Source organism: Bradyrhizobium sp., from assembly GCF_035273305.1.
In the GTDB taxonomy this organism is placed as follows: Bacteria; Pseudomonadota; Alphaproteobacteria; order Rhizobiales; family Xanthobacteraceae; genus Bradyrhizobium.
The window spans coordinates 1-21,979 of the sequence record NZ_DATEPI010000274.1; the positions used below are offsets into that span (position 1 = coordinate 1).

General features: G+C 61.1%; 22 protein-coding genes. 9 read left to right on the plus strand and 13 right to left on the minus strand.

Annotation, left to right across the window (positions count from 1 at the left end; translation table 11 throughout):
* Positions 1-106: 106 nt before the first annotated feature.
* Positions 107-517: a response regulator gene (locus VJV58_RS18180; protein WP_324138753.1), complete on the plus strand. Its 411-nt coding sequence runs from the start codon at positions 107-109 to the stop codon at positions 515-517.
* Here VJV58_RS18180 and VJV58_RS18185 read toward each other — a convergent pair.
* Positions 514-3,093: a TIGR02302 family protein gene (locus VJV58_RS18185; RefSeq protein ID WP_324138754.1), complete on the minus strand. Its 2,580-nt coding sequence runs from the start codon at positions 3,091-3,093 to the stop codon at positions 514-516. The genes VJV58_RS18180 and VJV58_RS18185 overlap by 4 nt on opposite strands.
* A 170-nt stretch (positions 3,094-3,263) precedes the next feature.
* On the opposite strand from VJV58_RS18185, the gene VJV58_RS18190 reads away from it, so the two are divergent.
* Both VJV58_RS18190 and VJV58_RS18195 read left to right on the plus strand, forming a co-directional pair.
* On the plus strand, positions 3,264-3,644 hold the full coding sequence (locus VJV58_RS18190) for a carboxymuconolactone decarboxylase family protein (RefSeq protein WP_324138755.1): 381 nt from the start codon (positions 3,264-3,266) through the stop codon (positions 3,642-3,644).
* Between the two features lie 11 nt (positions 3,645-3,655).
* A complete protein-coding gene (locus tag VJV58_RS18195) occupies positions 3,656-4,549 on the plus strand; it encodes an NAD(P)-dependent oxidoreductase (RefSeq protein ID WP_324138756.1) in 894 nt (297 codons plus the stop codon).
* Positions 4,550-4,604: 55 nt separating this feature from the next.
* Here the strand turns inward: VJV58_RS18195 and lysA are convergent, their stop codons facing one another.
* The 3 genes from lysA to argH all read right to left on the minus strand — a co-directional run bounded on the left by lysA (position 4,605) and on the right by argH (position 7,644).
* On the minus strand, positions 4,605-5,870 hold the full coding sequence (gene lysA / locus VJV58_RS18200) for a diaminopimelate decarboxylase (RefSeq protein ID WP_324138757.1): 1,266 nt from the start codon (positions 5,868-5,870) through the stop codon (positions 4,605-4,607).
* Between the two features lie 7 nt (positions 5,871-5,877).
* Positions 5,878-6,156: an LPS translocon maturation chaperone LptM gene (lptM, locus tag VJV58_RS18205; protein ID WP_324138758.1), complete on the minus strand. Its 279-nt coding sequence runs from the start codon at positions 6,154-6,156 to the stop codon at positions 5,878-5,880.
* 90 nt (positions 6,157-6,246) lie between these two features.
* Entirely contained in the window at positions 6,247-7,644 is a 1,398-nt protein-coding gene (argH, locus tag VJV58_RS18210; protein ID WP_324138759.1) for an argininosuccinate lyase, read from the minus strand.
* 129 nt (positions 7,645-7,773) lie between these two features.
* Between argH and tlpA the strand changes: the two genes are divergently transcribed.
* Positions 7,774-8,463 carry a thiol:disulfide interchange protein TlpA gene (gene tlpA, locus VJV58_RS18215; protein ID WP_324138760.1) on the plus strand — a complete coding sequence of 230 codons (690 nt, stop codon included), beginning with the start codon at positions 7,774-7,776 and terminating at the stop codon, positions 8,461-8,463.
* Positions 8,464-8,495: 32 nt separating this feature from the next.
* Here the strand turns inward: tlpA and VJV58_RS18220 are convergent, their stop codons facing one another.
* The 6 genes from VJV58_RS18220 to VJV58_RS18245 all read right to left on the minus strand — a co-directional run bounded on the left by VJV58_RS18220 (position 8,496) and on the right by VJV58_RS18245 (position 12,421).
* Positions 8,496-8,696 carry a hypothetical protein gene (locus tag VJV58_RS18220; RefSeq protein WP_324138761.1) on the minus strand — a complete coding sequence of 67 codons (201 nt, stop codon included), beginning with the start codon at positions 8,694-8,696 and terminating at the stop codon, positions 8,496-8,498.
* An 83-nt stretch (positions 8,697-8,779) separates the two neighbouring features.
* The gene (locus VJV58_RS18225) at positions 8,780-9,661 is read right to left on the minus strand and encodes a 3-hydroxybutyryl-CoA dehydrogenase (RefSeq protein WP_324138762.1); all 882 of its coding nucleotides are present in this window, start codon (positions 9,659-9,661) and stop codon (positions 8,780-8,782) included.
* A gap of 171 nt (positions 9,662-9,832) precedes the next feature.
* Positions 9,833-10,783: an electron transfer flavoprotein subunit alpha/FixB family protein gene (locus VJV58_RS18230; RefSeq protein WP_324138763.1), complete on the minus strand. Its 951-nt coding sequence runs from the start codon at positions 10,781-10,783 to the stop codon at positions 9,833-9,835.
* On the minus strand, positions 10,783-11,532 hold the full coding sequence (locus VJV58_RS18235; protein WP_324138764.1) for an electron transfer flavoprotein subunit beta/FixA family protein: 750 nt from the start codon (positions 11,530-11,532) through the stop codon (positions 10,783-10,785). Before VJV58_RS18235 ends, VJV58_RS18230 begins: the two co-directional genes overlap by 1 nt.
* Before the next feature lie 109 nt (positions 11,533-11,641).
* Positions 11,642-12,214 (minus strand): cob(I)yrinic acid a,c-diamide adenosyltransferase, encoded by a 573-nt coding sequence (locus VJV58_RS18240; RefSeq protein ID WP_324138765.1) that lies wholly within the window; start codon positions 12,212-12,214, stop codon positions 11,642-11,644.
* 12 nt (positions 12,215-12,226) lie between these two features.
* On the minus strand, positions 12,227-12,421 hold the full coding sequence (locus tag VJV58_RS18245) for a twin transmembrane helix small protein (protein ID WP_324138766.1): 195 nt from the start codon (positions 12,419-12,421) through the stop codon (positions 12,227-12,229).
* 134 nt (positions 12,422-12,555) lie between these two features.
* On the opposite strand from VJV58_RS18245, the gene VJV58_RS18250 reads away from it, so the two are divergent.
* Positions 12,556-13,449, plus strand: coding sequence for a YihY/virulence factor BrkB family protein (locus VJV58_RS18250; RefSeq protein WP_324138767.1), 894 nt, complete (start codon positions 12,556-12,558; stop codon positions 13,447-13,449).
* On the opposite strand, the gene VJV58_RS18255 is transcribed toward VJV58_RS18250, so the two are convergent.
* Both VJV58_RS18255 and gluQRS read right to left on the minus strand, forming a co-directional pair.
* The gene (locus VJV58_RS18255) at positions 13,376-14,629 is read right to left on the minus strand and encodes an ATP-binding protein (RefSeq protein WP_324138768.1); all 1,254 of its coding nucleotides are present in this window, start codon (positions 14,627-14,629) and stop codon (positions 13,376-13,378) included. The two genes, VJV58_RS18250 and VJV58_RS18255, sit on opposite strands and share 74 nt — an antisense overlap.
* Positions 14,630-14,729: 100 nt before the next feature.
* Entirely contained in the window at positions 14,730-15,599 is an 870-nt protein-coding gene (gluQRS, locus tag VJV58_RS18260; RefSeq protein WP_324138769.1) for a tRNA glutamyl-Q(34) synthetase GluQRS, read from the minus strand.
* Positions 15,600-15,636: 37 nt separating this feature from the next.
* On the opposite strand from gluQRS, the gene VJV58_RS18265 reads away from it, so the two are divergent.
* The 3 genes from VJV58_RS18265 (at position 15,637) to VJV58_RS18275 (ending at position 19,228) form a co-directional block, all read left to right on the plus strand.
* Positions 15,637-16,299: a DNA-3-methyladenine glycosylase 2 family protein gene (locus VJV58_RS18265; protein ID WP_324138774.1), complete on the plus strand. Its 663-nt coding sequence runs from the start codon at positions 15,637-15,639 to the stop codon at positions 16,297-16,299.
* Between the two features lie 105 nt (positions 16,300-16,404).
* On the plus strand, positions 16,405-18,201 hold the full coding sequence (locus VJV58_RS18270; protein WP_324138770.1) for an NAD(P)/FAD-dependent oxidoreductase: 1,797 nt from the start codon (positions 16,405-16,407) through the stop codon (positions 18,199-18,201).
* Positions 18,202-18,268: 67 nt separating this feature from the next.
* The gene (locus VJV58_RS18275; RefSeq protein WP_324138771.1) at positions 18,269-19,228 is read left to right on the plus strand and encodes a peptidyl-alpha-hydroxyglycine alpha-amidating lyase family protein; all 960 of its coding nucleotides are present in this window, start codon (positions 18,269-18,271) and stop codon (positions 19,226-19,228) included.
* A gap of 7 nt (positions 19,229-19,235) precedes the next feature.
* On the opposite strand, the gene VJV58_RS18280 is transcribed toward VJV58_RS18275, so the two are convergent.
* A complete protein-coding gene (locus VJV58_RS18280; RefSeq protein ID WP_324138772.1) occupies positions 19,236-20,996 on the minus strand; it encodes a chloride channel protein in 1,761 nt (586 codons plus the stop codon).
* Between the two features lie 184 nt (positions 20,997-21,180).
* Between VJV58_RS18280 and VJV58_RS18285 the strand changes: the two genes are divergently transcribed.
* Positions 21,181-21,738: an HNH endonuclease gene (locus VJV58_RS18285; RefSeq protein ID WP_324138773.1), complete on the plus strand. Its 558-nt coding sequence runs from the start codon at positions 21,181-21,183 to the stop codon at positions 21,736-21,738.
* Positions 21,739-21,979: the final 241 nt, after the last annotated feature.

Genomic DNA, 21,979 nt, shown 5'->3' on the forward strand with positions numbered 1-21,979 from the left:
ATCACCGCCTCCGGAAGGACGCAGTATCGATGTGCGTTTCTTCAACAAGCGAGATATGGCCAATGGCAGCGCGTGAACCATCTCATTTTTTTGGACTGGAGGCCTCATGGCGCGCGTGTTGATTGCAGACGACGAAGAAGCAATGCGCATGCTGGTGGCGCGCGCCATCGCAATGGACGGCCACAATGTTGCTGTCGCGCAAGACGGCGCGGAGGCCCTCGAAGTTCTCAACCGCGAAGGCGGCGCGTACGACCTGTTGCTAACCGATATCAAGATGCCTGTAATGGATGGGATCGCGTTGGCGCTCGCGGCGGCGCGTGATTTTCCCGAGCTGACGATACTGCTGATGACCGGCTTTGCTGATCAACGAGAACGCGCCCACGGTCTCGAGGCCATTATTCATGACGTCATTACCAAGCCGTTTTCGGTGGCCGGTATCCGGGCCGCCGTCTCTGCTGCGCTAGGCGCGCGCGAAAACGGCTTGGCCCAAGCGGCAACCAACACGGGCGCGATTTAATAATCCTTCAGCAAGCGCTCGATGTAGTCGAGCTCGAGCTGCGGACGCTGAGGATCAGCGAGGCGGCGGCGAAGTTCCTCCAGAATGCGCCGTGCCCGCTGCACATCGATTTCGCCAGGAATCTTTACCGTGAAATCGTCGCCGAATTCGCGCCCGTGGAGCGGCCGCCCCAGCGGATCGGTCTGATTGCCGCCGTTTTGTTGACGGCCAACGCGCATTCCCGGACCGGCGCCCTGTCCCTGGCCTTCGCCTTGTTGCATCGCCTGTGCAAGGCTTTGAGCGCCCTTGCGTAGCGCGTCCAGAGCCTTGCCCTGTGAATCCACCGCTGCGTCGGCGTTACCCTCGCCCAGGCTGCTACCGGCGTCACCCATTGCCGAGTCGGCTTGACCGAGGCCGTCCTCGCCATCGCCGTCTTGATCGCCTTGTTCGCCCTGTTCACCCGGCTTTCCTTGTTGGCCCCGCTCGCCACGCTGGCCTTGCCCCATGCCGCGCTTCGCAAGCTCCTGCTGCAGTTTCTTCAGCCGATCGCGCAAAGCCTGCTGGTCCTGCTGCAGGTCACCCATGCTCTGATCGCCCTGCTTGCCGCGCATCCGATCGCGCCGGGAATCCTGGCCCTGCTTGAACGTCTTGTCTCGCAGTTGCTGCTGCTTGCGGATCATGTCTCCAAGCTCGTTCAGCGCCTGTTCCATGTCGCCGTCCCCGGAGTCGCCGGGCTGCGCCATCTGAAGATTTTCGAGCATCTGCTGCAGCTGTTCGAGCAATTGCTTGGCGGCTTCCTTGTCGCCGGACCGAGACAGCCGCTCCATCCGCTCGATCATGTTCTCGAGATCCTGCTGGCGCATCACCCTGGTGTTGGGATCGAGCGGCCGCGCCAATTGCTGCGGATTGTTGCGGAGCTGTTCGGCAAGCTGACGCATGAAATTGTCGAGCGCGGCGCGAAGCTTGTCCGTCAGCTTCTTGATTTCTTCGTCGCTGGCGCCACGCTCCAGAGCCTGCTTCAGCGCGTCCTGAGCCGCGCGCAACGCCTTGTCCACGTCCGTGATATCGCCGTCCTCTATCGTGACCGCGAGCGCCCAGAGGCTGGCGACAACTTCGCGCAGCGCGGCATCGCCGTGGGCGGCTTCCAACTGGTGCGCGACGCTGTAGAGCCCGAGATATTGGCCGGCATCCGGCGTAAACAATTCTGGCGCTATCATCAGCGCATCGAGCGCTGCATAGACCTGCGAATTCTGATTTGCATCCAGCGCGAGAATCCGCCGCTGTTCGATCAGCGCCCGCGCGAGCGGCTTGGTGAACAAGCGTTCGGGCAGCCGCATGTTGAACGGTTCGCTCCGACCTTCATTGCCGACTTCATCCTTGGCGGTCAAAGTCAGTGTCACCTCGGCGCCAGCGTACGGGTCTTCGCTGAGATCCTTGACGGTCTGCCCAACGCCATTGCGGGTCCGCGCATTCGGGAGCACCAGTGAAAATTGCGGCGGGTCGAACAAGGGCCGCGCTTCCGCCGAGCCGTTCTCGGACGTGCCTTGTTGGGCATCGCCTCGGCGTATCGCGAAATGTGCCTGGGAGTCGGTGACGCCGTAGTCGTCCTCAAGCTTGTACGACAACTGCAGTGAGCCGCGAGCCTGACGCTCCGGATCTTTGGCGAGCGAAATGACCGGGGCTCGGTCCGGAATGGCGCTGAAGCTCCATTGCGGCTGACCGGACGGTGCCCGGACGTGCGCGGTGCCGTCGCCGGAGATGATGAAGTGCCGCTCGTTGGTCCCTTTCGGCGCCTGCTCGGCTGGTTGGGCCTCCGCTACTCCGCCGCCGGCGAGTACATCGAGCGTACTGCCGCTTGAGCGAACAATGAGAGTGCTGCCCGCCGGAACAGGCAACGGCCCTGCAGTCGGGACGCCGGCATCCTTGTTTGCAGCCGATAAAATGATCGGCGGCTTGCCCGTATAAAGAGGTGGCGTCACCCAGGCGTCGATCCGAATATTGGCCGGTGAAAGCACGCCATTCCAGTCGAACGCCGCCTGGGTGCGCAGCATGCGCTCATCGCCAGCGGCCACATAGGCCGCGACCAGCATCACCGCGACCAACGCTCGCAGTGCCCACGGATCGTGGATCGGCAGCCGCGGTGAAGGCAGACCGGCGCGGATTCGCTTCAGCGATGCCAGGGTGCGCTCACGCTGCGCCTGCCACAGCGCCTGCGCAAACGCGTCTTGCGTAGCCAGCGTGTCTGTGAGCGCGGTGGCAGGGCGATGCCGGATACCAGAGCCGCGGTCAAGCCTGCTCAGGCCCTCTTCCCGGCTCGGCCAACGAAACCTGATCAGCGGAAAGATCGCGCCCAGCGCCGCGATCACAAACAGGGTGAGACCGGCGGCGCGCGCGATAAAAGGCAGTGCCAGCCACACTCCGGCCCAGGACACCACCAGAAATAGTCCGATGATCGTCAGCAGCCGGGCCAGATGCGGCCAGCTTCGCTCCCACGCGATGGCATATTTCGCCCGCTGCAGCGCCTGTGCCAATTTCAGCCCTGAAAGGGCATCGTGGCTGCGTGCTGACTCTGAGGGCTCGAGGTTAGCTCCGCTCAATCAACTCTCCGGGTTTCCGAAGCGAAACCTAGCACAACGGCGGCACTGAGGCAGCCGTTCCGGTGAGTAATCCGCATCCTGATCGAAGCATAACACGAAGGCGTGACTGCACCCCCGCGACCTCGTAACGTCCGGCTTCCGCGCGTCAAGGAAAACCACAAGGAGACATTATGGACAAGAAAACCCACGATAAAGGACTGGAAATTCGCAAAGCGGTTCTCGGCGAGGCTTATGTCTCCAACGCGCTGAAGAATGCGGACGATTTCAACCGGCCATTCCAGGAACTCGTCTCTGAATATTGCTGGGGCGCGGTGTGGGGTCGTGAGGAGCTGCCCCGCAAAACCCGCAGCATGCTCAATCTCGCGATGATCTCGATTCTGAACCGGCCGCACGAGTTGCGGGTGCATATCAAAGGCGCGCTGGTGAACGGCGTCACGAAGGACGAGATTCGCGAAATCTTCATGCAGGTGGCGATCTATGCCGGCATACCGGCCGGCGTGGATAGCTTCCGGATCGCACGTGAGGTGTTCGCCGAATTGGACAAAGGCTGAGGGCTAAACAGATGCAGATCGGATTCATCGGCCTCGGCAACATGGGCTTTCCGATGGCCCGCCGCCTGATCGAAGCAAAACATCAACTGGTCGTGTTCGATCAGCGCAAGGAGGCCATCGACAAGCTGGTCGCGCTCGGCGCGCAGGGCGCCTCCTCATCGCAAGAGGTCGCCGATCGCGCCGAGACGGTGATGGCGAGTCTGCCCTCGCTGCAGGCTTCGCTCGAGGTTGCCACCGGAGCAGCCGGCGTGATCGAAGGCAAGCGCGTCAAGCGCTTCGTCGATCTTTCCACGGTCGGATCACACATGGCCGTGCGCATCCATGACATGCTGGCCAAACGCGACATCGTGCAGCTCGACAGCCCCGTGAGCGGCGGGGTCGGTGGCGCCGAGAACGGAACGCTCGCCGTCATGGTGTCCGGCCCAAAACCGGATTTCGAGGTGGTGAAGCCGGCGCTGGGTGTCATTGGCAAGGTGTTCTTCATCGACGAGAAGCCCGGCTCGGCGCAGACCATGAAGCTGGCGAACAATCTGTTGTCCGCGACCGCCGTCGTCGCCACTTCCGAAGCGGTGGTGATGGGCGTCAAGTCCGGACTCGATCCCAAAGTCATGATCGACGTGATCAACTCAGGGTCCGGGCTCAACACGGCCAGTCGCGACAAGTTTCCGCGCTCGATCCTCCCACGCACGTTCGACTTCGGTTTCGCGACCGGTCTGATGGTAAAGGACGTGCGGCTCTGTCTCGAGGAAGCCAAAGCGCTTGGACTATCATTGGAAGTCGCCGAAGCGGTCGGGCGTCTGTGGGAAGTTGTGATCCGCGAAATGGGCGCGGAGTCCGATTTCACCTCGGCGATCAAGCCGATTGAAAAAGCCGCAGGCGTGGTGGTGGGAGGCACAAAAACCTAGCGCCGGCGTGCGCTGTTACGTGCAGTTCCTGCCGCGACCGATGCGCTTCGGCCGCTCACAGCCACGGCGCGGGCTTGTCCAGCGCAATCAGGGCATCGACTTCGATCCGGGGCCGCACAACAGCGTATTGATCATCCTTGACCAGCACTTCCGGCACCAGCGGCCGGGTATTGTAAGTGCCGGACTGAACCGCGCCGTATGCGCCAGCGGTCATGATCGCAAGGAGATCGCCGGACTTGGGTTCAGGCATGGTCCGGCCGAGCGCGAGATAGTCGCCGGTTTCACAGACCGGTCCAACCACGTCGGCAACGATGGTCCGAGCGTTTTTCGCAACCTCGCGGACCGCCAAGATATCGTGATGCGCCTCATAGAGCGTGGGGCGGATCAGATCGTTCATCGCAGCGTCGATGACAATAAAGTTCTTGGCCTCTCCGTGCTTCACATAGATCACACGCGTGACGAGGATGCCGGCGTTACCGACGATCATCCTACCTGGCTCGAACATCAGCGTGCAGCCGAGATTATGGGTGACGCGCTTTACCATCGCGGCATACGCGGCAGGCACCGGCGGTGCTTCGCGATCGGCGTGATAGGGGATGCCCAAGCCGCCGCCGAAATCGACATGCGATATGGTATGGCCGTCAGCTCGCAGCGTTTGCACGAATTCGGCCAGGATTCTGAACGCTGCCTCCAGCGGCACCAGATCCGTGATCTGACTGCCGATGTGCACGTCCACGCCGGTGAGTTCGATTCCCGGCAGTTTTGCCGCATGAGCATAGACCGCGCGTGCACGAGTAAGCGGCACGCCAAACTTGTTTTCGGATTTGCCTGTCGAAATCTTGGCGTGGGTGCCGGAATCCACGTCCGGATTCACGCGCACCGAAATCCGCGCCTTGCGGCCGAGCTCGGTCGCCACCCGCGACAGCAATTCAAGTTCAGGTTCGGATTCGACGTTGATGCAGCGAATGTCAGCCGCCAATGCCGCGCGCAATTCGGCTTCGGTTTTGCCCACGCCCGAAAACAGTATTTTCTCCGGCGGAACGCCGGCGGCGATCGCGCGCTTCAACTCGCCGCCTGAAACCACGTCGGCCCCGGCGCCGAGCTTCGCAAGCGTACGCAGCACCGACTGATTTGAGTTCGCCTTCAGAGCGTAACAGATCAGCGTGTTGGTGCCCGCAAAAGCCTCGCCGAACACGCGGTAATGCCGCTCGAGTGTCGCGGTTGAATAGCAATAAAACGGCGTTCCGACCGCATCCGCCAGATCGATCAGATTCACCGCCTCGGCGTGCAGCACGCCGTTTCGGTACTCGAAGTGATTCATGGCGGGCTCAGTTACTATTCAGGAGCGGGTCGAGGATAAAGGATTTCTTGCTGCCTTTCGTCGCGGCCGGCGGCGCATCGGTCCCGTAATACGGATTGAATACGCTTGGCCTGCTCGCAGCCGGCTCGTGGTCCGCATCCCGCTGGGCCGCGGCTGCCGCTTCCGGCGGCGTGTTGGGCGGAAGGTCAAGCGTGCCCTTGCGCCCGCAGCCTCCGAGCGCGAGCATGGCCGCGCTCAAAAAGATGATGGCCCATCCCGAAGATTTCGGGCTGTATCTGCGATTCACGGCAAAATCCCCAATGCGCCGGCACCATACAAAGATTGCCTCTCTCTGGCGAGAGGCCGAAGTTGCGGAAACGGCGACGAAATTTTTCCGTCAGCCCAATTTCCGCTCCTTTTCGAGCCGCTTCAGCCAAGCTTTCGCTTGCGCCAGCACATTTTTCGGCGCGGTCCCGCCATAGCTGCTGCGGCTTTTCACTGAAGCTTCTACAGAAAGCATGACTAAAGCTGCGCTCGTAATCCTTGGCTCGATTGCCTGCATGTCCTTTAGCGGCATCTGGTGCAGCGGCACGCCGGCTTTTGCGGCGGCCGCCACAATGCGCCCGGTGATGTGATGGGCATCACGGAACGGCATTTTAAGGGTTTGCACCAGCCAATCCGCCAAATCGGTAGCGGTGGCGTAGCCCTCTCCGGCGGCGGCCTTCATCCGGCTCTCGTCCGGCACCAGGTCCATCACCATTCCAGTCATCGCGCGTATGGCCAGGCTGAGAGCGCCGAACGCTTCCATCGCGCCCTGTTTGTCCTCCTGCATGTCCTTTTGGTAGGCGAGCGGCAGGCCTTTCATCACGATCAGCAGCGCGGTCAACGCGCCGATGACGCGACCGGTTTTGGCGCGAACGAGTTCGGCAGCATCGGGGTTACGCTTCTGCGGCATGATCGAGGAGCCGGTCGTGAACTTGTCGCTCAATCGCAGCAGCCCGACGAGCGGCGAGGTCCAGACCACAATTTCCTCGGCGAAACGCGACAGGTGCACGGAGGCGATTGCGGCAGCCGACAACGTTTCAAGCACGAAATCGCGATCGGAAACCGCATCGAGCGAATTGGCCATCGGCCGGCCAAAGCCGAGCGCTTTTGCCGTCGCATCACGATCGATCGGAAAAGAGGTGCCCGCCAGGGCCGCCGCTCCAAGCGGAGATTCGTTAAGTCGCTTGCGCGCATCGGCAAAGCGACCGCGGTCGCGCGCCGTCATCTCGACATAGGCCAAAAGGTGATGTCCGAACGTCACCGGCTGGGCCGTCTGCAAATGCGTGAAGCCTGGCATCACGGTGCCGGCATGCTCGATCGCCCGCTCCACCAGCGCGCGCTGGAAAGCGGCCAGCGCGGCATCCGTCGCGTCGAGATAATCCCGTACATACAGACGAAAATCCGTCGCCACTTGGTCGTTGCGCGAGCGCGCGGTATGCAGCCGGCCCGCCGCGGGCCCGATCAGCTCACCAAGCCGGCTCTCGACATTCATGTGAATGTCCTCCAGCGACCGCTTGAATTCGAAAGATCCGTTGGCGATTTCTGACGAAATCGTGTCTAGACCGGATTTGATATTTTTCTCATCCTTGGCGCTGATGATGCCTTGCTCGGCGAGCATCGCAGCGTGAGCCTTGGATGCGGCGATATCCTGGGCATAAAGCTGACGATCGACGTCAATAGAGACGTTGATTTCCTCCATGATCGCATCGGGGTGCTCTGTGAACCGGCCGCCCCACATCTTGTTGCTCATGATCTCTTACTCATGACATCTGTTGCTCACGACCAGCCCTCGTCGTCACTCCGCCGCGCCGAAGGCTTTGCCTGCGACCGGCCCAAACCGGCGGTTGCGCAGGCTCTGCATAGCCGTATCTGATACAGGATGACAAACGATATGCCTGAACTGCCCTCATCTTCCCCTGCCCCGATGCGGCGGATTCCGGTCGCAATCGGGACGGTCGTCATCGGGGCACTGATCGGCCTTGCCGGCGTGTACGGCATTGGCGGGCTCAATCGTAGTACAACCGGCGATCCGGCCTGCCGTGGAGCGGTCGATCTTGCCGGCAAGCTCGCTCCATTGGCGCACGGCGAGGTTGCGGCCCTAACCATGGCAACCGCGCCCTTGCGACTGCCGAACCTCGCCTTCGAGGATGCCGAGGGCAAACCGAAAAAGCTTTCCGACTGGCGGGGGCGCACGGTGTTGGTCAACCTTTGGGCCACCTGGTGCGTGCCATGCCGCAGGGAAATGCCCGCCCTGGATCGCCTCCAAACCAAGCTGGGCGGTCCGAGTTTCCAGGTGGTCGCCATCAACATTGATACCCGCGACCCCGAAAAGCCGAAGAACTTCCTCAAAGAGGCCAATCTGACGAGACTGGGCTATTTCAGCGATCAGAATGCGAAGGTTTTTCAGGACCTTAAAGCGATAGGCCGTGCCTTGGGCATGCCCACATCGGTGCTGGTCGACCCTCAAGGGTGCGAGATCGGTACCATCGCTGGGCCTGCCGAGTGGGCCAGTGAGGACGCCATCAAGCTGGTCACGGCGGCTCTGCAGCCGATCGCAGCCGGCTTTTAGGCTAAGTCCGATCTACGCGAGCTGATCCGGGGCTACGCCGTGACGTTCAGATTCGCGCCGATGCCCGCGCCCACATTGGCGAGCGAGCTGTCTTGCGAGGCCGCGCCCAAAAGCGTCAAGACCGCGGATCTCTCTGCTCTGGCGTTAGAGTTCAGGATGGCCGCGGCGACCTGCACCTGGGTGTTGCCGGCCGGAGAGCCAAGCAGGCTGCTGACGAGGCTCATCGTGTCCATCACGCATACTCCGTGCGAGGTACGGTAGCGGTGAAAAGGTTAACGGGAAGTGTCGCGCTTCAGGCCTGCAAGAATTGAGGAGACTAGCGCGTGGGGATCGGTTTATCGCCGCGATAATCGTAGAAGCCCCGTTGCGTCTTGCGGCCGAGCCACCCGGCCTCGACATATTTGACCAGCAGCGGGCAAGGCCGATATTTGGAGTCTGCCAGCCCCTCGTGCAGGACTTGCATGATCGACAGACAGGTGTCGAGCCCGATGAAATCGGCAAGCTCAAGGGGTCCCATCGGATGGTGCGCGCCCAGCTTCATCGCCGCATCGATCGCCTCGACGTTGCCGACTCCTTCATACAACGTGTAGATCGCCTCGTTGATCATCGGCAGCAGAATGCGATTGACGATGAAGGCTGGAAAATCTTCGGAAACCGCTATGTGCTTGCCGAGCTTCGTCACAAATTCCTTGGCCGCGTCGAAGGTGGCGTCGTCGGTAGCGATGCCGCGGATCAGTTCCACCAGCTCCATCAACGGCACTGGATTCATGAAGTGAATGCCGATGAAGCGTTCGGGCCGGTCGGTGGAGGCGGCGAGGCGTGTGATCGAAATCGAAGAGGTATTCGAGGCGACGATCGCCTCCGGTTTCAGCACCGCGCAGAGATCGTGAAAGATCTTGCGCTTGACTTCTTCCTTTTCCACCGCGGTTTCGATGACCAGGTCGCAATCGGCAAGACCATCCATGGTCTCGCTCGATACGATCTTTCCCAGCGCCTGTTTACGGTTTTCTTCGGTGATAATCCTTTTTGCGACCTGCCGTGACAGGTTGCCGTTGATAGTCGCCATTGCCGATTTCAGGCGTTCGGCGGACACGTCATTGAGCACCACGTCAAGTCCGGCCAGCGCAGCCACATGCGCGATGCCGTTGCCCATTTGGCCCGAGCCGATCACGCCCACTTTCTTGATCATAGCCGCCATCTTCATCTCACCGGAGCCACGCGCGTCCCACGCCTGCCCCTCTCCTACATAACACCGGCCGGAATCCCGCCAGAGCATTTTCTTTTGAAAAATGCTCTTAACCTTTAGTTGCGCCTGCTCCGACGCGAAGCGCGCCCTGCAGCCTTGCCGAGAAACACGTTTCGATCCCGTTCATTTTCCGAGCTTGCCGAGTTCCTCAGTCAACTCCGGAACCGCCTGATACAGATCCGCCACCAGACCATAGTCGGCGACTTGAAAAATCGGCGCATCCTCGTCCTTGTTGATCGCGACGATCACCTTGGAGTCCTTCATGCCGGCAAGATGCTGGATCGCACCGGAAATGCCGATCGCGATGTAGAGCTCCGGCGCCACTACCTTGCCGGTCTGACCTACTTGCCAATCGTTCGGCGCATATCCGGCATCGACAGCCGCGCGCGAGGCGCCAACACCCGCACCGAGCTTATCGGCGAGCGGCTCGATGTATTTGGCAAAATTCTCCCGGCTCTGCATTGCGCGTCCACCGGAAACGATGATTTTCGCCGACGCGAGTTCAGGCCGATCGCTCTTGGCGACTTCCTCGCCAACAAAAGTCGAAAGGCCGGGGTCGGCAGCTGATGCCGCGTTTTCCACCGGCGCGCTGCCGCCATCCCCAGTCGCGGCGAAAGTCGACGTCCGCACCGTGATCACCTTCTTGGCATCCCTGGATTTGACGGTCTGGATGGCGTTGCCAGCATAGATCGGCCGCTCAAAAGTATCGGGCGAAATCACCTTGATGATCTCGGAAACCTGCATGACGTCGAGCAGCGCTGCCACGCGCGGCATGACGTTCTTGAAACGTGATGTCGCGGGCGCGACGAACGCATCGTATGATGGCGCCAGCGCTACGATCAGGGCAGCAAGGGGCTCGGCCAGATCGTGAGCATAGGCATCGCCCTGGGCCAATAGCACTTTTTTGACACCGGCGAGTTTAGCTGCGGCCTCCGCCGCCTCTCTGGTGCCAGCACCACCACCCGCGACAAGGACATGGACTTCGGCCCCAAGCTGGCTCGCAGCCGTAAGCGCCTTGTTCGTCGAGTCCTTCAGGTTTGCGTGCTCGTGTTCGGCAATCAAAAGGGTGGCCATCAGAGAACCCCGGCTTCATTCTTGAGTTTCGATACCAGCTCGGTGACGTCCTTGACTTTGACGCCTCCCTTGCGGCCGGGCGGTTCGGATGTCTTGAGAATTTCGAGGTGCGCGGTGAGATCGACGCCGTAATCGGCTGCGCTCTTCTCGGCGATCGGCTTTTTCTTTGCCTTCATGATGTTGGGCAGACTGGCGTAGCGCGGCTCATTCAGCCGCAGATCGGTCGTTACGATCGCCGGCCCCTTGAGTTTCAAGGTCTGCAGTCCGCCGTCCACTTCGCGCGTCACTTTGAAATCGGTTCCATCGACTTCAAGCTTCGAGGCGAAGGTGGCCTGCGACCACCCGAGCAGGGCCGCCAGCATTTGGCCGGTTTGATTGGAATCATCATCGATCGCTTGCTTGCCGAGAACGATCAGGCCGGGCTTTTCTTCGTCGGCGATGGATTTGAGAATCTTTGCGACCGCGAGCGGTTCGACGTTGCCTTCGGCCTTTACCAGAATGCCGCGATCGGCGCCCATCGCGAGCCCGGTCCGGATGGTTTCGGCCGCTTGCGCAGGCCCGATCGACACCACCACGATTTCGGTTGCCTTGCCGGCTTCCTTGAGCCGCAGGGCCTCCTCGACAGCGATTTCATCGAACGGATTCATCGACATCTTGACGTTGGACAGTTCGACGCCCGATCCATCGCTCTTCACGCGGACCTTGACGTTGAAATCGACCACCCTCTTTACCGGCACCAGAACCTTCATCGATCCTCTTTCGCATGAATTCAGGTTGGATCAGCTTGGGCGCGGAACCTAAAGGTCCGGCCAACCCCGGTCAACGCGCGAGCGCCAAAAATCGGCCCAGACAGAGGCTTCAGCGGTTCTGACCGGGGACCCAGAGCACATCACCGGCACCGTTGTCGTTCATCGCGCGGCTGGCGACGAACAGAAAATCCGACAGCCGGTTCATATACTGGATCGCGGCAGCGCCGACCGTCTCATCGGGCTTGGCCGCGAGTTCCACCATGATCCGTTCCGCCCGGCGGCAAATCGTGCGCGCTAGATGCAAGTAGGCCGCCGCTGGCGTGCCTCCCGGCAGCACGAATGAGCTCAATGGCTTCAGCGGCGCATTCAATGTATCAATGTCGCGCTCGAGGCGCTCGACCTGACTCGACAGCACCCGCAGCCGTTCAGCTTTGTCCTCACGATGTGGGACCGCGAGATCGGCTCCAAGGTCGAACAAATCGTTCTGGATCAATCCGAGCATGGCGTCGAGTTCGCGGGCCTCGCCGAGGTGGAGTCGCGCAATGCCGATCGCCGCGTTGGTCTCGTCAACCGTTCCATACGCGCTGATGCGCGGATCGTATTTGGCGCGGCGCTCACCCGTGCCGAGCGCGGTGGTGCCGTCATCGCCGGTTCGGGTGTAAATGCGATTTAGGACGACCATTGTCCGTCTCCTTCAATGCCCCATCGCCCAGACCGCGAGCATGGTGATGACAATCGCCACGAATTGCAGCAGCACCCGCATTTGCATCAGCTTCTGCGAGCGGTTCGGCGATCCGCCGCGCATCATGTTCAGGAGTCCCAGCAATAGTACCAGCGTGACAGCGCCGACCGCGACGGGAAGAATGATCGTGCTCAGGAATGAGGCCATTCCCGTACATAACACCGCCCGCAACGGTTCGCCATCGCATCAGGGCAAACGCAATGATCTGGCTTTTAGTTGAATAATATCAGAAGGTAGCGCGGTCCGCCGAATGAATCGTTTTCTGTTGGCCAAGGTGAAATGTGAGGCAGCTTCGCAACGTCTGTCTGATCCTGATCGACGCGTTCTACACGTTTCTCGCCGATGACGGCTGGGCGATTGCCAGCCACATCGCCCTGTCTGCATTGATGGCTCTGTTTCCGTTTCTGATCGTGCTCACGTCATTGGCAGGATTCTTTGGTTCAAAGGAACTCGCCGACCAGGCGGCGGGGCTGATGCTGCAGGTTTGGCCTAAACAGGTGGCCGACTCGCTGTCGGGGCAGATTCACGAGGTGCTGACGACGACTCGCGGCGATGCGCTGACAATCGGCGTCGTACTCGCGGTGTATTTCGCTTCGAACGGCGTCGAAAGCCTGCGGGTTGGGCTGAACCGAGCCTACTCGGTGATCGAGCCGCGGCGCTGGTACTGGCTGCGGCTGGAATCGATCGGCTACACACTGGTTGCCGCATTCACGGCGCTTGCGATGGCGTTCCTGATCGTACTTGGCCCGCTGATATTGGAAGCCGCCCGTCGTCACATCCCGCTCGTCGTCGAAAGCAATGAGCATTTTCTCAACGTTGCACGCTATGGCATCACCACGGGGGCACTTACGGTGGCGCTGTTTATCCTACATGCTTGGCTGCCAGCGGGCCGTCGGGGATTTCTGCAGATCCTGCCGGGGATTATCTTCACGATGGTCGCCTCGCTGGTGTCGTGCATCGTATTCGGCCAGTATCTTGCACGCTTCGCAAACAACTACGTCACCATGTATGCCGGGCTTGCGTCCGTCGTCATCGCGTTGGTGTTTCTTTATTTTATTGCGGCGATCTTCGTGTATGGCGGCGAACTGAACGCGGCGATCATCAAGTCGCGACTGCCGCACGGCGTGTCGCTTCAAGCAGCGCAGTCGCTAGCGCCCTTGGACTTACAGGCTTGAGCAGAAATGCATCGGCACCGGCGGCGCGAGCGGCCGGCTCGTCCTCACCACGGCCGGATAGGCCAATGATGGCAATGCGGCCGAGCGGCGGAGTAAGCTCGCGAATTCGCCTGATGGCTTCGATTCCGGAAATCCCTGGCAACACCATGTCCATCAGCACGGCATCGAAGGCCGTTTGCGAGATGCGTTGTACTGCGGCTTCGCCGCGTCCTATGAATTCCGCCTGATGACCCAGTTCGGTCAAAATCGTATTGAGCACGACCCGGCCGAACGGATTGTCCTCGACGCCAAGGATCCGCAGCGCGCGGCCCGGCGGCACCGACGGCGCAGCATCCGAACGCGCAGCACCGCTCGCGCTCGCTTCGGCGCGGCTCAAGTTGACGGTCAGGGTCAAGGTTGTTCCGCCCCCGCGTCGCGGCGCAACGACGATGTCGCCGCCCATCGAGCGTGCGATCTGTTTCACGGATGAAAGTCCCAACCCGGCGCCGCCGAACCGAGATGCGATGCTGACATTCGCCTGCGAGAACGGCCGGAACAGGCGCTTGATCTCCTTCAGCGTAATTCCGATGCCGCTGTCGGAAACCGCGAACGCGACCCCGACCTTGCCTTTTGAGGCGCGGCCGATCGGGTCGACCGACATGGCGACCGCGCCCTGTTCAGTGAATTTAACGGCATTATCGATGAGGTTCTCAAGTGCGGCCCGCAGCCGTACGGCATCGCCAACCACCAGCACCGGCAGCTTGTCGGAAATATCGACGCGCCATTGCAAAGCCTTCGCCGTCGCCCTGCCGGCCAACGAATCGCCCGCGCTGCGCGCCAATGCTCGCAGGTCGAACACATCCTGCCGCATTGCCGCGGCGCTTCCTTTTCGGGCGGCATCGACAAATACTGTCGCGAGACTGGCGAGATGTTCCGCCCCGGCCTTGATGGTATCGACCCAACGCCGTTCGCGTTGATCCAGGTCCGATGTTGCCAGGAGATCGCTGATCGCAAGAATCCCCGTCAGCGGCGTGCGAACCTCATGAGCAAATGCCGCTAGTGCCATCTCGACAACACCTGGCTCGACCGGCTTCGCGGCTCGCTTGCGAGCTTTGCCGGCCGCAGAACTGGGCGCGCGCCTTTTCGACGGCCGGGATTTCGCCGACCGGGTGGTGCGCTGAGAGCGCGATTTTGCCGCCATGACTCCCCTGACCCCAGCGATCGCACCATGCCATGGCCGCGCTCAATGAGTCACGTGCCAAGCGGTTTTCCCCTTCTAATCGCGCTAGGTCGCGACGCGATCACGGCAGACTTACCAGGCTGCGGATCTCCCGAGCGGTCACACCTTTCGCCCGAAGCTCACGCAAACCGGTTGAACCAGTGGACTTTGAGAGCTTGTGCCCGGAGTCATCGAGTACGAGCCGGTGATGTCGATAGCGGGGCTGCGGCAGTTCCAGCAACGCCTGTAGCAGCCGGTGAACGCTTGTCGACCAGAACAGGTCCGAACCGCGCACCACCTCCGTCACCGCCTGCAAGGCGTCATCCATCACGACGGAAAGGTGGTAGCTGGTAGGCGTTTCCTTGCGCGCAAGGATAACATCGCCCCAGGCTTCCGGACACGCGCGGACAAGGCCGGTTTGCCCGTCGGGGCCGCTACCGCGTTCGAACCAGTTGAGCTCGCCGGCACGCGAGCATGCCCGGGCCATGTCGAGCCGTAGCGCATAGGGGATACCCGACCGTATCAATCGTTCGCGGATCTCAGCCGCGAGCGATCTCGCAGCGCCAGGATAGATCGGTGCGCCGTCGGGGTCGCGCGGCCAAGGGCTGATGGCTTCCCGCTCGGCTACCAGCTTTGCAATCTCGGCCCGGCTCTCGAAACTCGGATAAATCAGACCTTGGGCCGCAAGCTTTTTGATTGCATCCCTATATTCTCCTAAATGTTCGGACTGTCGGCGCACCGGGGTTTCCCAGGCGAGCCCAAGCCATGCGAGGTCTTCATAAATCGCGGTCTCGAACTCCGGCCTGCATCGCACAGTGTCGATATCCTCGATGCGCAGCAGCAACCGCCCTGCCGTTGCGCGTGCGCAATCGAAATTGAGCAGCGCCGAATAGGCATGACCCAGGTGCAGATAACCGTTCGGGCTGGGCGCAAAGCGGAAGACGGGTGGCATTGATCTCTTTCGCGGGACATGATGGTTTTAGTTGCCAATGATCCTGCACCTCAATACCCAAGCCGAACTTGAAGACGCCATCCACGCGCTGGTGAAACAGGACCCGCGACTGAAGCCCATATTCGAGATCGCGGGCATGCCGGCGCTGCGGCGGCGTGAGCCCGGTTACGCTGGGCTGGCCGCGATCATTTGCGGCCAGCAATTGTCGACCGCGAGCGCTGCTGCGATCTGGTCTCGCGTCAGCGCCGCGTTCGATCCATTTCACCACGATACGCTGCGCAAGGCTCGCGCGGAGCGGCTGGGCCGGCTTGGATTATCGGCGGCAAAAATCAAGACCCTGAAGGCTCTCGCGCGCGAGATCGCCTCGGAGCGGTTGAACCTCGACGTGCTTGCGAACGAAGACGCCGACGCCGCGCATAACACCCTGACGGCGCTGCATGGCATCGGCCCATGGACCGCCGACGTGTATCTGCTGTTTTGCCTCGGTCACGGCGACGCTTGGCCGGCCGGTGATCTCGCGGTCCAGGAGGCCGTTAAAATCGGACTCGGATTGAACACGCGGCCCACCGCGAAACAGATGGCGCCGATCGCGGAACCGTGGCGGCCGTTGCGAGGTGCTGCGGCGCATCTGTGGTGGTCTTATTACAGGGCGATCAAAAAACGTGAAGGCGTTGTCGGGGGCCAAGACCAGCGACGGTGAGCATGCTGCCGTGCTCATAACGCGCCTTTCTGCGCAGCTGCAAACGGTATAGATTTTTCGAAAGAAAAGAATGCGGCAAAAAGAGCCCGGTGCGAGAACACGCAAATGCTCGACAGAATCGACGATGTTTTGACGCCTGCGGAGGATTGGCTAGCGCAATTCGAAAAGGCGCTGACAACACCCGACGAGCCGCTGCTGAAATCGCTGTTCCATCCGGACAGCCATTGGCGAGACGTGTTGGCGCTGACCTGGAATCTCCAGACCATCACCGGCGCCGATGCAATTTTGCAAAATCTCGGAGTTCATGCCGGCCGCGTCGGGCCGGGTGCTTTCAGGATCGACCCCACGCGGGCCGCCCCGCGGCGCGTAACCCGCGCCGGCATCGAGACGATTGAAGCGATCTTCAAGTTCGAAACAAAAATTGGGCGCGGCAGCGGTATTCTGCGGCTAATCCCGGACACCTCGGACGGCGGCCGGCTAAAAGCCTGGACGCTGCTGACAGCACTTGACGAATTGAAAGGTTTTGAGGAGCCGTTGGAATCATCGCGGCCTCGCGGCCAGTCGTACTCCCGCGACTTTCGCGGACCCAATTGGCTCGATCTGCGAAAAGCCGCCGCCGAATACGCTGACCGCGATCCCGACGTGATCGTGGTCGGCGGCGGCCAGGCCGGACTTACGATTGCAGCGCGATTGAAGCAGTTGCAGATCGACACGCTCATCGTCGACCGCGAACCGCGCATCGGCGATAACTGGCGAAAGCGCTATCACGCCTTGACGCTGCACAACCAGGTGCAGGTCAATCATCTCCCATACATGCCGTTCCCGCCCAATTGGCCGGTCTATATCCCAAAAGACAAGCTCGCCAACTGGTTCGAGGCCTATGTCGATGCGATGGAGCTCAACTTCTGGACGGCTACCGAATTCAAGAGCGGCGAATACGACGAGACCAAAGGGCGCTGGTCGGTGGTGCTGCGCCGCGCCGATGGCAGCACGCGCAAAATGCACCCACGCCATGTGGTAATGGCCACCGGCGTCAGCGGCATTCCCAACCTGCCGGACATTCCAAGCTTGAAAAGCTTCACCGGGATGCTTTTGCATTCCAGTGAGTATGGGGATGGGGAGCCCTGGAACGGCAAAAGCGCAATCGTGATCGGCACCGGTAACAGCGGGCACGACATCGCGCAGGATCTGCATTCGAGCGGAGCCAAGGTGACGCTGGTCCAGCGTAGTTCGACCCTGATCACTAACATCGAGCCATCGGCGCAGCTGGCCTATGCTGCGTATAATGAGGGAACACTGGAAGACAATGATCTGATCGCCACTTCGATGCCGCTTGCGCTCGCGAAGCGAAGCCACGTCATGATCACCGAACAATCGAGGAAGCTGGATCACGAGTTGCTCGAGGCTTTGGCGCGGGTCGGATTCAAGCTTGATTTCGGCGACGGCGGGACCGGCTGGCAGTTCAAGTATCTCACCCGCGGCGGCGGCTATTATTTCAACGTTGGGTGCTCTGACCTGGTCGCTCGCTGCGAGATCAGATTGATTCAGTTCTCAGACATCGAATCTTTTGTCGCCAACGGCGCGCGGATGAAGGGCGGCGAGAAGCTGGAGGCCGATTTGATCGTGTTGGCAACCGGCTACAAGGGCCAGGAATATCTGGTCCGGAAACTCTTCGGGCAGCAGGTCGCTCAGCGGGTCGGGCCGATCTGGGGATTCGGCGAGGGACAGGAATTGCGTAACATGTACACGCGGACCGCACAGCCTGGACTTTGGTTCATTGCCGGCAGCCTGGCGCAGTGCCGCATCAATTCGAAATATCTGGCGCTGCAAATCAAAGCGATCGAGGTTGGATTATTGCCGCGCGTCGCGCGCGCACCGAAAGCTGACGCTGCTCTTGTCTGAAATATTCATCACCTCATTACAGGCGCGGAAAGCGCGAAAGTAGCAGCGCTGTCAGGAGAAATCAGGAATGGCCGTCATTCTAGGCTCGGGCGAGCACCGTTATCGCGTGCTGGAGGACTGGGCGAAACTGCCCGAACACTGGAATTTGACGGATGTCGCCTCGGTCGCGGTCGACAGCACGGACCGCATCTATGTCTTCAATCGTGGCGCCCACCCGATGGTGGTGTTCGACCGCGACGGTAATTTCATCAAGAGCTGGGGCGAAGGCTTGTTCACCCGCGCGCACGGACTACACATCGACGCTGACAATAACCTCTACTGCACCGACGACGGCGACCACACGGTGCGCAAATGCTCGCCTGATGGCAAGGTGCTGCTGACCATCGGCATTCCGAACCAGCCGACGTCGTTTATGAGCGGTGAGCCGTTCCACCGCTGCACTCACACGGCACTTTCGCCGAAAGGCGAGATCTACGTCTCCGACGGCTACGGAAATGCCCGTATCCACAAATTCACGCCGGACGGCAAACTCATCAAGAGTTGGGGCGAGCCCGGCACCGACCCCGGCCAGTTCAACATCGTGCACAACATCGTCACCGATGCCGATGGCTGGGTCTATGTCGCCGATCGCGAGAACCACCGGGTCCAGGTATTCGATGGCAACGGCCAATACGAGGCGCAGTGGAATCATCTTCACCGGCCCTGCGCCCTGTATTGTTGCGGTGGGCGTCAGCCGAATTTTGTTATCGGCGAGCTTGGTCCAGGCATGCCGGTCAATCGCAAGATGCCAAATCTCGGTCCGCGCCTGAGCATCGTGGATGCGGGCGGAAAGCGCATCGCGCGGCTGGGTGGCGAAAACGGCCCCGGTCTCGAAACCGGAAAATTCCTCGCGCCGCACGGCATCGCGCTGGATTCCAGAGGTGATATTTATGTCGGCGAGGTCGGCGTTACCGATTGGAAAACCAGCTTTCCGGACACGCCGATGCCCGCGATTGTTCGCTGTCTGCAGAAGCTGGAAAAGATATGATTCATCCTCAGATCTCGCCAATCACCTCGCGGCGTCGTTGCTCGGACTCCTCCGCATAGCGGCGCATGGCGTGTGCTTCGCTGAGAACACCGATCGGCCGGCGCTCGCCATCGCTGTCGACCACCGCAAGCGATTCTGCTTCCGCCGCATCAAAGACCGCGATCGCTTCCTGGATGTTCATGCCGGGGTGCAGCACGACGTCGCGGAAGTGCGCGATGCCAAGCAGCCCCTTCGCGGGCTCGACATCAGGAGCATGGGCATCGGCCACCAGCGCCAAGCCGGCATAACGACCGGAGCCGTCCACCACGATCACCTGGTTCTTCGATCCGAGCGGGAATTTCTTGCGGAATTCCTCGATCGGCGTACTGGCATTCACGGTCGACACGTCTTGCCGCATCATGGTTCGCACCGTAAGTTCGCGAATCCATCCAACATCGGCGGCACTGCGGATGGTTTCGCCGCGCAAGTGCAATCGCCACGTTGCAAACGAGTAGCCGAACAGTTCGCGGGTGATCTGGGTCGAGATGATGACCGCGACCAGCACGGCAGTGGTGAGCCAGAGATTGCCGGTTGATTCCAGCGCGATGAAGGACATTGTCAGCGGGCCGCCGACCACTGAGGCCGACAGCGCGCTCATGCCGATTATCGCATAGACGTTCGGATTGAGCTTAAGGCCGGGCCAGATCGCGTCAAAGCCGCCGGCGAACAGATGGCCGCCGAGTGCACCAAGAAACAGCGTTGCAAAAAACAAGCCGCCCCGAAAACCGCTGCCCAGCGATATCACCGACGCGATTGCTTTGAGGATGAACATGATCGCGACTACCGCCAGCGGAATCGAAACGAAGCCGGCAAAATGCAGCGCCCCGTGCCCCGAGGACATTACCTGCGGGGACATCAGGGCCAGCGCGCCGACGCCGAGACCGCCGAGCGCCGGCCGCAGCGGCGGCCACAGGCGGATCTTCGCCAACAGGGTTTCGCAAAGCGCCACGCCGCGCATGATAGCTATGCCAAACAGCGCCGACAGGATGCCGAGCAACGATGCGATGGCAAGATCGCGTCCGAGCACATCTCCGACCGGACCGACGCCAACGCCCAACGACAACACCGTGAAGGCGTGGGCGACAAAATATCCGGTCACGGCCGCAACGCCGACTGGCGTCAGGCTGGCGGGCGTATAGCCTCCGATCACCAACTCGAACGCATAAAACGCGCCGGCGAGCGGCGCGCCAAAGGCACCGGCGATGGCCGCCGCGGCCCCACAGCCCACCATGATGCGCTGATCGGCGCGACGCAGATGAAATCCGCGGCCCAGTGAAGCGGCAAGCCCGCTGCTGAGCTGCGTGTACCCCGCTTCCAGCCCAACCGACGCGCCGACGCCGCTGGACCACACCGTCTGCAAGGCAACGATAACACTGCCACGAAACGACATGCGCCCGCCATGCAGGGCGTTGGCCTCGATCGGATCAACCTCTCTCGCCGGCCGCCACCGCACCAGCAACAGAAACGCGAAACCGAGAAGCAATCCGCCGAGACTCGGAACGAGCAACGCGCGCCATGGCTCGATCCTGAATTGGCTCGAGAGCCGGTCGCCCATTTCGAGGTTGAACAGCAGCACATGCAGCACTTCGACAAGCGCGCTCATCGCGGCCACCACCAGACCGCCAATGGTTCCGACCAGCGCCGCCAGCACGATAAGGCTGGCTTCATGAGCACGAACGAATGCCCGCAGCCGACGCGGCGCCTCGATATAGCGGGCAGAGGTGAGCATCCGGGTTGCGTCCGTAATGCGGCCGAAACGTGCCACGACGAGCTTTAGCGGGCTTCGCGACGATCACGCAAGCCGGCAGGGACTACCGATAGGCCCGCCAATGCCCTTCACAATCCCGCCATGCTGCCTGTAGTATGTGAACTGACGCTGCTTCGCAGCTAATGATGGGAGTCAGGAGCGTTATTTGAACGCGCACGTGTCGCAAGGCGGTTGGCCGGTGCTAGTGCTGAATGCGGATTTCCGGCCGCTCAGTTATTACCCGCTATCGCTCTGGTCATGGCAGGACGCGATCAAGGCGGTGTTCCTGGACCGCGTCAACATCGTGGAGCATTACGATCGCGCGGTGCGTAGCCCGTCGTTTGAGATCCAGCTTCCAAGCGTGGTGTCGCTGAAATCCTTTGTGAAGCCGACGACGCATCCCGCCTTCACACGGTTTAATGTGTTCTTGCGCGACCGCTTTGTTTGCCAGTACTGCTCCGCTAACGATGACCTCACGTTCGATCATATCGTCCCGCGCAGCAAAGGCGGTCAGACCACGTGGGAAAACGTGGTCGCGGCCTGTTCGCCATGTAACCTGCGCAAAGGCAATCTGACGCCGCAGCAGGCGCGGATGTTCCCGAGGCAGGCGCCATTCGCGCCGACGGTGCATCAGCTGCATCGCAACGGCCGACTTTTCCCGCCGAATTACCTGCACGAGAGCTGGCTCGATTATCTATATTGGGATACTGAACTCGAGCCGTAGGCGATGTGGTCGCCACGTGGACACCTCAGAACGTCAAACCGCGTATCGGGCATGCCTCGTTCATCGGAGCCGCGTAAGCGCCCCACATCTTGCGCTGAACACCAATCTGTCGCTATCGGCTCAATCGCGGGCTAGAAGGTCTGGTGCGCCCAATCTTGCCGGCTGCAGCTGCTGCCAGCACGCCCGTTGCGAACAGCAAGAGCCCACCGAGCACGATTGGCGCGACACGAGCGACGGGACC